The following is a 12,086-nucleotide window of genomic DNA, read 5'->3' as shown; positions in this document are numbered from 1 at the left end:
TTCTGATTATAAATGCTACCCAAAATGTCAATATTCTATTTTAATTATGAGTCTGAATTCAGTTTTTACTGTTATTTTTTTAATAGGGTTTATATACAATAAAATACCAAATACTAGATATAATATATTATATATTCAATATAATTGCATGTATCTGGTTACCATTAATGTAGATTTTCTACAATGTGTTTGCCAGGTTCATAGGTGTATAGATGGCCACAAAAAAAGAAAGACTCGATTTTTCGGATGAGGGGAGTGTTAACTCTCTAAATGTAGAAAATTCGGTACAAGGACTCGCCAATAAAATTCCTTTTAAAGATATTGAGCGTTCACAAACTTTTTTTGACCTTCTGGATTCCTTTATACTTCTTATTGATGAAAATAGCCACATAATTCTGGCAAACAAAAAAGCACGAAATTTTTTAGGCTTTGAGGATAAAGAAGTCGCTAATATCAATTTTCCAGAGATATGTATTCCAGAAGATGAAAAAGAAAATGTCCTTTCATTTTTCTCTTCTATTTTATCTGATGGTAAAGTTGAATCTCAGGTTTTAGAAACATCAATAATTGGTCTTGATGGAACTTCAAAGAGTTTTAGTATAAACACAAGTTTGTTGAAAGATACCTTTTCTTCTGAAAAGGCATTTCTTTTATCCTGTGCGGCTATTTCAAAGCAAAAAGAGCCTGAATCACACTCTCTCCCTGCTGTCGCTAATATATTTACTCATCTGGATTCCATTCCTTATTCACTGATACTTTCAGATTATAGGGGAATGATCACTTTCTGGAATCGGAATGCAAGCATACTCTTTGGATATGAGAAGAGTGAGGTACTCGGAAAACCGATAAGTCTTATAATGCCAAAACGATATCGTAAGGCACACGAAGGCTGGGATGAACTTATCTCTATTGGTAAATCACCTGTGGTGGGTAAAATAATTGAAGTTACCGGTTTACGTAAAAACGGTACGGAATTCCCTATAGAATTAGCAATCACAACAACAAGAGTAAAAGGTGAGATTTTCCATGGAGCTATTATCAATGATATCTCCAAAAGAAAAATGAAAGATAGGTTGATGACTATTTCCAAGAACAAATATCGCATGATGTTTGAAAAATCACCACTGGGTATTTTCCATTTTGATGAAAAAGGTGTAATAACCCAGTGTAATGAAAATTTAGTGAAGATTATGGGTGTTCCTGAAGAAAGTGTTATTTCTTCGATTATCGGGTTTAATATCGTAGAATCATTTAATGATGACAACTCCATCAAAAAAGCCATTAAGCAAGTACTAGCAGGAATTCCTGCAAGTTATGAAGATGATTTCTCTTCTCCTTTCTCTGAAAAAATTATTCCAATTAAAGCAGAATTTAGTCCCGTTATATCTGATGAAGGTAAGTTCATGGGTGGTGTATGTGTTGTTGAAGACTTTACTGAACGTAAAGCTGCAGAAAAAGCCCTTAACCAGTATGCTGAAGATTTGGCACAGGCCAATGAGGAACTAACATCACTTGACAGGATGAAAGACGAATTCCTGTCTAATCTGAGACATGAACTAAAAACTCCGCTTATTCCGATCAAAGGGTACAGTGAACTGATGTATGAAGGAGCACTGGGAGAACTGAACCAAAAGCAGAAAGATTCCATGGAAAAAGTAATGCTTAGTTCTGAAAGGCTAAGGAGGCTGATAGATTCCCTGCTGTATGTCAGTATCACCGAAGGTGGCAATGTCGAATACACTTTCCTCCCTCTGAGGATGTCTGAAGTAATAGATTCAGCGATACGTGACAGATCCCCTGAGATTGCCAGTAAGAGGCACGAAATTGAAAGGTCCATTCCATCTGACATACCGCTAATAGAGGGCGATTTGGAATATCTTCAAGAAGTATTTGTAAACGTAATTGATAATTCAGTAAAGTTTACGCAGGAAGATGGGAAGATAGAGGTATCTGTTGTTCTTCAGGAAGATAAAAAGCTACACATAAAAGTTAGTGATAATGGCATAGGCATTTCTGAAGAAAACCTTCCTCTGATATTTAACCGATTCTATCAGGCTGACGGTTCATCGACTCGTAAGTATGGGGGCAATGGTCTTGGTCTCTATATATGCAAAAAGATAATTGTGGCTCACAATGGGCAGATGTGGGCTGAGAGCAAAGAGGGAGTAGGAACGGATATTCACATACTCTTGCCTGTAAAATAATATTTTATTTAAAGTATTCCCACAGAGTAATGAGCGACAGGGATGTCGTATTGATATCTCCCCCTTCTTTTCCCCATGAACCATTGCCGTTCATATGTGACAATATCCATTTGACAGGCACAACTGTCTCATCCTTATTCCCGGCAAGAAGAAGTGATTGAATTACAAGGTTGCTTGTAGCCAGTGTTTTCCAGGCAGCCTCACTTTCCCTTTGCGAGATTATCCAACTGGCACGTTCATCTATGAAATTACTGAAGCCATCTTCACCTTCAAGTTTTACCTGTTTTAAGAGGGCAGTGATTATGAGGGCAGTGGTTCCGGGATGTTCCCATTTTGGTCCGTAATTATCAACAAGCCACTGACATCCTTTCTGATTATATGATCCCATATCTGCAAGTGATATCAGTGCGTATACGGAGTCATAGACATCATTATTCCACGATATGTCGGATTGTTTTGAGAGCATCCATCTTTTAACATCTGGAAAAACGATGCCTGTAAGCGCAAGGACTGAAGCGGCACGTGCGGTATCCCGCAGGTCGCAGTCCCATGAATCTCCTGTTTTTGAGCTTACAAGTTTCTCCTTGTAGTCATTTTCCTCATTCCAGAGGAAACTTGCCTGAACGATACGTGCAAGATCTTTTACTTTTGATATCTTCTGTGAATACAGCCATTTGAATGACGTTTCACTCTTAAAATCCATATTGTTCCTGATGGCCCGGACGTTTATTTATCTTTCTGCATGCCATCCATCTTATACCTGTGACGTTCCTCGTATTCTTTTATTTTCCTGGATTCCTCTGGAGTCATGTCCGTTCCTGCAAATTGAAAAGAAGGAAATGATATAGTAAAAAAGAAAACAAAAAATGGAAGAGAAGTTCTCTTCCTTTTTATGAGTCTTTTAAATCATTTTTTGAATTGTTCTACAGAATCAACAATTGCAGCAAAATTCTTACCCCAGAGTATCTCTTCGTTGATGTCTGTGTAAACTTTTCCATTGTCCTCTATCTCTGCAATTTTCGGGTCCATAGGGAGTTCGCCAAGAACAGGAACATTAAAGTCAGATGCTGCTTTCTCGACGCCGCCTTTACCGAATAGGTCTATTATCTCGTCACAGTGGGGGCAAACGATACCGCTCATATTCTCAACAATGCCAATTACGGGTATTTTGAGTATCTCTGCGAATTTGATGGATTTCCTCACACTAATAAGTGCCACATCCTGTGGGGTTGTTACAACAACAGCACCTTCCATTTTCTCTATCAACTGTGCAATACTGAGTGGTTCATCACCAGTGCCAGGTGGCAGATCTACGATAAGATAGTCGAGTTTTCCCCACGAAACGTCTTCAAGGAACTGCTTGATGGCTGCCATCTTTGCCGGACCTCTCCATATCACAGGTGCATCCTTATCCTCAAGAAGAAGTGCTACTGACATCACAGTAAGGTTTTCTGCGACATTTATGGGCACAATGCCATTCTCATCAACCGTAGGTTTCTCATTTTCAATACCAAACATCTTTGGGATACTTGGTCCGTGAATATCAGCATCCAGAAGTCCTACTTTCTGTCCGCGTTCTGCAAGCCTTGCAGCCAGATTTGCTGCCACTGTGCTTTTGCCGACTCCACCTTTGCCGCTCATAACCATTATCTTCTTTTTGATGGCTCTCATGTTCTTAACGAGCTTTGGTTCTTCTGGCTTTTTTAAAAGGTCTTCTGCACTCTGGATATTTTGTGTCATGTTGTTTCGCCTTTAGCAATATTCTCTTTTGAGCAATTTTATTGAACTAACAAATGTGGTGTAGCAATTATCCTATATTTTTAGGGTCTTTGCCGACGATTTCTATGGCTTTACCTTCAATAAGGGCAGAAGCCACTTTTTTTCTTGCATTCTGAAGATCCTGCCAGAAAGCCCGTCTCGAAATACCCATGCTGATCGCAGCCTCTTCCTGCTGCAATCCTTCTAGGTCTGCCAGTCGCAGAGCTTCAAGCTCCTCTATTGCAAGTGATACTGTTTCGAGTTCTTTGAGTGGTACTCCTCGTGGTTTAAAAAAGAGTACATCTGGTGAACATTCAACTCTTCTGGGTGATTTTGGTCTTCCTCTGCAAGTCATTATTATGCACTCATTAAGTAATGTAGTATTTATACGTTACTGGTAAATCTTATATATTTATTCTCGTTTGTGGTAAAATACGAAATATTCTCATACGAAATATGCCAGGATACTGAGAATTCCAAGAGCAATGCAGAATTTGGAGAAATCATACTTTTTGGCTGCTTTAATGAAAAGATCGATGGTTAGTATCCCAAATAAGAATGCGAAGAACAATGCCAGTAATGAGTTTAGGTCAAAGCTTAGAAGTCCCATTGCTCCGATTCCTACATCTGCAGCAAGGACTGCAGGTATGCTCATTAGAAAACTGAGTCTCAGAGCCTGTGAAGCTTCTATGTCCCGCAGGAGCAGTGTTGATACGGTTATGCCTGATCTGCTTACTCCCGGAAGTGCGGCAAATCCCTGCGCAATTCCTGCAATAATAGAATCCATGATGACCGTTTGTTCTCTCTTCTTTGTTCTCTTTGAGGCAGATATCTGCAACAAGCCTGTGATTATAAGAAGTCCTCCGATAAAAGCGGTTGCAAGTTTACCGGAGAATTCTTCCATTCCAGTTGCAAAGAGGATAAGTGGCAATCCTATTATTCCGGTTATGGCTGTTGCTATTAACAGGAATGTTATTATGCTGTTCTTTTTTTCCTGAACATCCCTGTTTTTAAGATAATGTGGTATTTCGTTTATTATCTCTTTGACATCAGTCCTGAAATAGACAGCAGCTGAAAGAAGGGTTCCTGTGTGTAACCATATGGCTATAGGCAGGGCATCTGCAAGTGTTCTGTTAAACACGTTAATCATAACAAGGGTTGTCATTCCCTCACTGCTTATTGGAAGCCATTCCGCTACTCCCTGAACTATTCCAAGTATGATTGCCTCAAAAATTGTTAACATTCAATGCCACTTTGTCTTTGTTGTATATATAAAGGGTGGTCATTTTGTGTTTTATTTCTCCAATGGGAGTAAATATATAAAATTAACTGGTCATCTTTATATATTTGTACTCATATGTGTGTATATTCGGTGATTGGGTATATAGGAGAATATCAATGAAAATATGTGTGACAGCAAACGATTCTGGTTTGGAAGCATCAGTTACCCCTCATTTTGGCAGGTGCAAATACTTCGTGATAGTTGATTCTGACTCAATGAAATCTGAATCTATCGAAAATGGAAACGGTTCTGCTACCGGTGGCGCAGGCGTTCAGGCAGCACAGCAGGTGATTAGCAAAGGTATAGACACATTGATCACCGGTAGTGTTGGTCCGAATGCTTTTTCATTGCTATCATCTGAGAATGTTGAAATGAAAATATTCTCTTCCGGCTCAGTTCTTGAAGCTATTAAGTCCTATAAATCAGATTCACTGGATAGTATCGAAGCTGCAAATTCTCCTGGTAAAAAAGGAAGATAAGTTCTGATTTAGGTGTTTATCATTTTTAATAACACCATTATAACATTTTAAAGTTAATGATATCAGAGGTATGAAGATGAAATTATGTATACCATCAATGGGACAGAAAGGAATTGAAGAGACAGTTGGCCAGCACTTTGGAAAGGTGCCTTTTTACACTTTGTACGACACAGAAACAAAAGAAGCTTCAGTTCTTCCAAACACAAGTGAGCATAACGGTGGCATAGGTCTGCCTCCTGAACTCATGGCAAAGGAAGGCGTAGACATTATGCTTTGTGGCGGTCTTGGTAAAAAAGCTGTAGATATGTTCGAGCAGGCTGGTATTGATGTATTCAGTGGTGCCACTGGCACGGTTCAGAATGCTATTGATGCCTGGGAATCTTCTAAGCTTGCAAAGGCCACACGGGATAATTCATGCAGCGGACATGGTCACGATGATGACCACGTGCACTGCCATTAATTTTTCCATAGGTGTATGATACATGAAAATAGCTATCGCAAGTGGTAAGGGCGGGACTGGAAAGACGACGGTGGCCGTCAATCTTGCGCTTTCTCTTGGGAATGCACAACTGCTGGATTGCGATGTGGAAGAGCCCAATTGCAATCTTTTTCTTGGATTTGATCTTAAAAAGCAGGAAGATGTTACTATAACAGTTCCTCAGGTGGACTCCGGGAAGTGTTCCCTTTGCGGTAAATGCGCAGAGTTCTGCCAGTACAATGCGATAGCTAAATTGTCTGATAGTGTCATGCTTTTTCCAAAATTATGCCATGGCTGTGGTGGCTGTGTCCTTGTTTGTCCTGAAAAAGCCATTACGGAGAAAAAGCGTTCAATAGGTGTTATTGAAAAAGGTACGAACGAGCAGTTTAATATTGAACTTTTGCAAGGTACGCTTAATATTGGTGAAGCCATGGCCTCGCCTGTTATCAGGCAGTTGCAAACACACATGGATGAAAGCACGGTTGCAGTTGTTGATTCCCCTCCGGGAACAGCCTGTCCTGTCATAGCATCTGTTGCAGACATGGATTATTGTGTGCTTGTAACAGAGCCAACACCCTTTGGTCTTAATGACCTTGTTCTTGCAGTGGATGTTATCAGGCAACTGGGCATTCCTTTCGGGGTTATTATAAACAGACATGGCCTGGGGGATAACAGGGTTGAGGAATATTGCCGTGTTGAAAGTATACCGGTCCTGATGAAGATCCCCTACATTCGGGAAATAGCTGTTCTCTACTCAAAAGGTATTCCTTTTGTGGAGCATATGCCCGCATGGAAAGAAAATTTCCGGGAAATGTGCCGGGATATATGTGAGTTTATTCCATACAGGGGTTTGTCTCAATGCTAAAACATCTCACGGTTATCAGTGGTAAAGGTGGCACAGGTAAGACCACCATTACATCTTCTTTCGCCGCACTCGCTGAAAATGCGATAATTGCAGATTGTGACGTTGATGCTGCAGACATGCACCTGATTTTACAGCCTGAAACATTTGAAACGACTGATTTCTATGGGCTGAAAGTTGCACACATCAACAAAGAATTATGCACGGATTGTGGTGCCTGCGCCAGTTCATGCAGGTTCGATGCCATTGATAAGTTTAATGTTATTGACACGTGCAAATGCGAAGGCTGTGCGGTCTGTGAATTTGTTTGTCCTGAAAATGCTATATGCATGGTTGAGAAAAAAGCTGGTGAATACTACTGTTCCAACACACGTTTCGGTCCATTGGTTCATGCAAAGCTCGGAGCCGGAGAGGAAGCCAGTGGCAAGTTAGTCTCAGATGTGAGGCGAAGGGCCTCAGAGCTTGCATTGGAATGTGGGAAGGATGTGGTTATCATCGATGGTCCGCCGGGGACTGGATGCTCTGTGATTGCTGCAATAACAGGGGCTGATCTTGTTCTTGTTGTTACGGAGCCAACGATATCGGGGATACATGATCTTGAGAGGGTGGTTCAGGTAGCACAACATTTCAGGATTCCTGTTGTAGTCTGTATCAACAAATGTGATATCAATATGGATTTGTCACAGTCAATCTCTATTTATTGTAAAAATAATGAAATAAATGTTGCAGGGATGCTTCCATATGACAAAAGTCCTGTTGATGCAATGATTTATGGGAAATCTGTTGTGGAGTGTTTTGATAATGATTTTTCCTCTAAGGTCCGGTCTTTATGGACAGAAGTCAATTCAAGTCTGTCAAAGTGAATATCATATTAAAAAAAACTAAGTAGCAGAAAATCCTTTTTATTTTCATATTAGAACTTGAATGATGGTTTTTACTTATTATAATAAAAAATCATTAGCAATAATGGATATGTTTTTATTACATAGCACCAGATTTCTATTTGGGTGTTATTATGGTTCACGCTACAAACGGTAATGTGGGCACATTTGCTCATATACTACAGTCCTTGCCGGATTACTCAGAGTTGCTCATAGCACTATTGATATTGATCCTGCTGTTGGTCTCTGTGGATGAAATTGTAGACTTTCTCTACATGGTGAGGGAACTTTTCACTTTCAGGAATATGCCTTTCAGTTAATTTTACTTATTCTTGAAAGGTGCCCAGGGAAGAACACACATGGGACATTCAGGCCCATATCCTGCAGTCGCATATCCGGTCATGCCGCCTGCGGCATTTTGTACTTTGGTGAATTCATTTTGTAGAAGGATGCTACATCCCATGCTCGATCTTTGACCTGAGCCGCATATAAGAATGGTTTCAGCATCATCGTTAATCTCGGCATGCCGCTCTCTCAGTTCGTGTACGGGTATATTTACAGCTCCATCAATGTGGAACTCATCATATTCAGAGACAGCTCTTACGTCCAGCAGGGTCATTTTTTTTCCGTTATTTATTCGGCTGTGCAGTTCAGAAGAAGATATCTGTGGGACATGTTTTGTAGGTAGTCCATCCGTTACCCATCCGTACATGCCATCTTCAAGGTAGCCTGCTATCCTGTCCTGTCCTACTCTATGCAGATGAGTGCATGCATCAAATGCCCGTGAATAATTGTCTGAAACTATCAGTATGTCTTTTTCAGGGGGCAGTAACCATCCAGAGTAAGTGGGAAAATTCGAGTTGCTGTCTATATTATAAGCTTGTGGTATATGTTGTCCGCCAAAGGATTCAAAATTACGTACGTCAAGAATGATTGCATCTTTCATTTTTTCCCTGAATTGGACATTGTTCAATGCTTCGGGGATAGGAAGTTCTTTCACTCTTTCAGGTCCTGTACGATTTACGTTTGTGCATCGGCTGAAATGGTCTGGTGCATCAGGCATGTTGTTTGTAAGTGACTTTATAAAGTCTGCCCTTTCATTGATATTTAGTGCATAGTTGTATTTCTTTTCGTAGCCAAGGGTGCTGCTTCTCTTGGCTGCCATGGCTCTTCCACAAAGGGACCCTGCTCCGTGTGCCGGATATATTTCACAGAAATCGGGCAATTTAAGGATTTTCTCATGCAAAGTATCATACAATTTTGATGCAAGTTCCTCTGCTTTTCCCGGGAAGAGATCCGGCCTGCCAACATCCCCTACAAACATGGTATCTCCACAGAAAAGTGCAACTGGTTCTTCACCTCTTGAAGCGTCAGTGACTACGTATGATATATGCTCGGGTGTGTGCCCCGGTGTCTCCAGAATATCCAGCTTAATGTTCTCTATGGAAAAAGAATCTCCTTCTGAGAGGGCTACATATTCAAAATCACAATTTGCTGACAATGGTGCATAAATTGCAGCTCCTGTTCTCTGCGCAAGGTCTATGTGGCCTGAAATAAAATCGGCATGTAAATGAGTTTCAAGGATATGCGTGATCTTGACTCCAAGTTCTCTTGTTAGCTCCAGATATATCTCTATGTCTCTTCTTGGATCGATGACTGCACAGGTTCTATCTCCTGCCAATATGTAAGAACTATGGGCAATTTTCTCAGTGAATATCTGTTGTATTAGCATTTTTAATCCCCTGATTATATCTTGATTATGCGTACAAATATTTTTCTGATTATTTCTCTATTTTGTTTGTGGATATTGGCGGCAACGGACTGATGAAATAAGTTTAATTATTGGGTGCATACCACAAATAACACTAAAAGTTGACTTATGTTCAAAAAGAATATATACTCCTTCTTTATTATGATGTATCATGCAGGAAATCACAGGGCTGGAACTATCTCCTAAAAAAGTGGAGTATCTGAAACTCCTATTGAAAAAAGGTGATCTTGTAAAGACCACTGATATTTCTAGAGAGCTTAATGTCGATCCATCCACATCTACGAAGACTATAACTGATCTTTCTGAATCGGGTTATGTTGATCATGTTCCTTATCGTGGGGTGCGGCTGACTGAAAAAGGCAGGTTGTATGCTGAGTTCTTCGTTAACAGACACAACATACTAAGTCTGATGTTGAGTCATTATGGTCTTTCTTCGGAGGAATCATGTGCTGAGGTTTCTCGGTTTGAATCATTAGTGTCTAAAGTTGCAATTGATAAGGTGTGTGATGCTATGGGTCATCCTACTGTGGGTGTTTGCGGGCGAATTAAACACATTTCTTGCGGTTCTGCTGGTAATCTTTGATTTGATTTTTTACTGATTAATTGTTGGGTGCATACCAAACAATTTGGTTATAGTGCAAATTAATGTGGTGTAATAATATGAAGAAAAATATGATAGCTCTGATGATGCTCTTTTCTATTTGTATCGTTTTGACTGCAGGATGCGTTGACGAACAAAATTCTTCCGCTGGGATATCTGATTCGGATTCAGGTGGCATGATTGTAGCTGTAAGTGTGCTTCCACAGGCAGAATTTGTGGAAAAGATAGCAGGAGATAGTGTAAAAGTAATTGTTATGGTTCCTCCAGGGGCAGATCCTCACTCATATGAGCCTACTCCCGGGCAGCTTAGGGATCTGAGCAATGCAAAACTGTATGCAATGGTAGGCTCAGGAATAACCATTGAAGATAATATGATTGGTAAGATCGCTGATTTAAATCCTGAAATGGTGATAATTGACTGTTCGGAAGGTATCACAATGAGTGAAATGGAGGCTCATGCTCATGAGGATGAAGATGAACATGATGTTGAGGATGAACATGATGCTGAGGATGAACATGGTGAAGAAACCGGTATGGACCCTCATATATGGACCTCTCCTGCAAACGTTAAGTTAATGGTCGAAAATATCTATGGAGGGCTTGTAGAGCTTGATCCTGAAAATGAAGCAACTTATTTTGAGAATAAGAATGCGTATCTTGCAGAGCTCGATGCATTGGATGAACAAATAAAGACCACTCTTTCAGGCAAGGAAGGAAGCAGTTTTATGGTCTATCATCCTGCATGGGGATATTTTGCAGAGCACTATGGTCTGGTTCAGGTTCCTGTTGAGCTGGAAGGTAAGGAACCAAGTGTAAGGGATATGCAGAACATTATAGACGAGGCAAATGAGAAAAATATAAAGGTCATTTTCGTTCAGTCTGGTTTTAGTACTGTAAGCGCATCTGCTATTGCAAATGAGATAGGCGGTGAGGTTGTGGAAGTGGACCCCCTTGCAAAGGATTATATAGATAACCTCGCAAAAGTAGCAGAAGCATTTGAAAAAGGACTGGCTTGAAATGGAAGACGTGATCGATGTTAAGGATGTTTGGGTAAGTTATGATAGTGTTCATGTTCTTGAATCTGTCACTTTTACTGTTAAGAACAAGGATTTTTTGGCTATCATAGGCCCAAATGGAGGGGGTAAGAGCACTCTTCTGAAAGTAATTCTGGGATTGATCAAACCCGATAAGGGCACAGTCAAACTTCTGGGTGGGGATCCTAAAAAGATGAGGAAGTATGTGGGATATGTTCCCCAGTACCATTCCTCAAACCTTGATTTCCCAATCACTGTGTCTGATGTTGTACTCATGGGTCGTCTCAGTCATAAAGGTCCTTTTCAGAGATATAATACAGAAGATCGTAAGGCAGCAACTGAAGCTCTTGAAACGGTTGGGATGCTTGAATTTAAGGACCGTCAGATCGGTGAACTCTCTGGTGGTCAGAAACAGCGGGTTTTCATTGCCCGGTCACTTGTTACTAAACCGAAAATCTTAATACTGGATGAACCGTCCACGGGTATAGATTCCAGGATGCAGAAAGAGTTCTATGAACTTCTCAACAGGCTCAAATCAGAGATTGCCATCATAATGGTCACTCATGACATCAGCGCTGTTTCAGTATATGTCGATAAGATCGGCTGTCTGAACCGGAAGTTCCATTATCATGACTCTAAGGAACTAAGTTCGCATGACCTGGAAGTATCATATCAGTGTCCGATCGAGCTAATTGCTCACGGTGTGCCACACAGGGTTTTGAAAGAGCACTAAGGG

Annotated in this window: 14 protein-coding genes; 9 read left to right on the top strand and 5 right to left on the bottom strand. The window is 40.5% G+C overall.

Annotated features, from left to right (window positions below; all coding sequences use genetic code 11):
• Positions 1-212 precede the first annotated feature (212 nt).
• Positions 213-2,204 (top strand): PAS domain-containing sensor histidine kinase, encoded by a 1,992-nt coding sequence (locus tag WN948_RS05945; RefSeq protein ID WP_342306079.1) that lies wholly within the window; start codon positions 213-215, stop codon positions 2,202-2,204.
• Between the two features lie 4 nt (positions 2,205-2,208).
• Here WN948_RS05945 and WN948_RS05940 read toward each other — a convergent pair whose 3' ends face one another.
• The 4 genes from WN948_RS05940 to WN948_RS05925 form a co-directional block, all read right to left on the bottom strand.
• Positions 2,209-2,907: a hypothetical protein gene (locus tag WN948_RS05940; RefSeq protein ID WP_342306078.1), complete on the bottom strand. Its 699-nt coding sequence runs from the start codon at positions 2,905-2,907 to the stop codon at positions 2,209-2,211.
• 203 nt (positions 2,908-3,110) lie between these two features.
• Complete coding sequence (locus WN948_RS05935) at positions 3,111-3,944, bottom strand: Mrp/NBP35 family ATP-binding protein (protein WP_342306077.1); 834 nt, start codon at positions 3,942-3,944, stop codon at positions 3,111-3,113.
• Between the two features lie 67 nt (positions 3,945-4,011).
• Positions 4,012-4,320, bottom strand: a complete 309-nt coding sequence (locus tag WN948_RS05930; RefSeq protein WP_342306407.1) for a DUF134 domain-containing protein — start codon at positions 4,318-4,320, stop codon at positions 4,012-4,014.
• An 87-nt stretch (positions 4,321-4,407) separates the two neighbouring features.
• Positions 4,408-5,205, bottom strand: coding sequence for an undecaprenyl-diphosphate phosphatase (locus WN948_RS05925; protein ID WP_342306076.1), 798 nt, complete (start codon positions 5,203-5,205; stop codon positions 4,408-4,410).
• 155 nt (positions 5,206-5,360) lie between these two features.
• Between WN948_RS05925 and WN948_RS05920 the strand changes: the two genes are divergently transcribed.
• The 5 genes from WN948_RS05920 to WN948_RS05900 all read left to right on the top strand — a co-directional run bounded on the left by WN948_RS05920 (position 5,361) and on the right by WN948_RS05900 (position 8,264).
• Positions 5,361-5,723, top strand: a complete 363-nt coding sequence (locus WN948_RS05920) for a NifB/NifX family molybdenum-iron cluster-binding protein (protein ID WP_342306074.1) — start codon at positions 5,361-5,363, stop codon at positions 5,721-5,723.
• 76 nt (positions 5,724-5,799) lie between these two features.
• Positions 5,800-6,183, top strand: coding sequence for a NifB/NifX family molybdenum-iron cluster-binding protein (locus WN948_RS05915; RefSeq protein ID WP_342306073.1), 384 nt, complete (start codon positions 5,800-5,802; stop codon positions 6,181-6,183).
• 22 nt (positions 6,184-6,205) lie between these two features.
• On the top strand, positions 6,206-7,066 hold the full coding sequence (locus WN948_RS05910; protein WP_342306072.1) for an ATP-binding protein: 861 nt from the start codon (positions 6,206-6,208) through the stop codon (positions 7,064-7,066).
• The gene (locus WN948_RS05905; protein ID WP_342306071.1) at positions 7,060-7,926 is read left to right on the top strand and encodes an ATP-binding protein; all 867 of its coding nucleotides are present in this window, start codon (positions 7,060-7,062) and stop codon (positions 7,924-7,926) included. The genes WN948_RS05910 and WN948_RS05905 overlap by 7 nt, the downstream gene beginning before the upstream one ends.
• A 152-nt stretch (positions 7,927-8,078) precedes the next feature.
• A complete protein-coding gene (locus WN948_RS05900; protein ID WP_342306070.1) occupies positions 8,079-8,264 on the top strand; it encodes a hypothetical protein in 186 nt (61 codons plus the stop codon).
• A 2-nt stretch (positions 8,265-8,266) separates the two neighbouring features.
• On the opposite strand, the gene WN948_RS05895 is transcribed toward WN948_RS05900, so the two are convergent.
• Positions 8,267-9,676: an MBL fold metallo-hydrolase gene (locus WN948_RS05895; protein ID WP_342306069.1), complete on the bottom strand. Its 1,410-nt coding sequence runs from the start codon at positions 9,674-9,676 to the stop codon at positions 8,267-8,269.
• Positions 9,677-9,866: 190 nt separating this feature from the next.
• On the opposite strand from WN948_RS05895, the gene WN948_RS05890 reads away from it, so the two are divergent.
• The 3 genes from WN948_RS05890 to WN948_RS05880 all read left to right on the top strand — a co-directional run bounded on the left by WN948_RS05890 (position 9,867) and on the right by WN948_RS05880 (position 12,083).
• Positions 9,867-10,298, top strand: coding sequence for a metal-dependent transcriptional regulator (locus tag WN948_RS05890; protein WP_342306068.1), 432 nt, complete (start codon positions 9,867-9,869; stop codon positions 10,296-10,298).
• Between the two features lie 77 nt (positions 10,299-10,375).
• Positions 10,376-11,332, top strand: a complete 957-nt coding sequence (locus WN948_RS05885; protein WP_342306067.1) for a zinc ABC transporter substrate-binding protein — start codon at positions 10,376-10,378, stop codon at positions 11,330-11,332.
• A 1-nt stretch (position 11,333) separates the two neighbouring features.
• On the top strand, positions 11,334-12,083 hold the full coding sequence (locus WN948_RS05880) for an ABC transporter ATP-binding protein (RefSeq protein WP_342306406.1): 750 nt from the start codon (positions 11,334-11,336) through the stop codon (positions 12,081-12,083).
• Positions 12,084-12,086 lie beyond the last annotated feature (3 nt).

The sequence above is a fragment of the Methanolobus sp. ZRKC5 genome, assembly GCF_038446525.1.
GTDB lineage: Archaea > Halobacteriota > Methanosarcinia > Methanosarcinales > Methanosarcinaceae > Methanolobus.
Note: the sequence above shows the minus strand (reverse complement) of the source record. Positions and strands in the feature narration are given on the sequence as shown.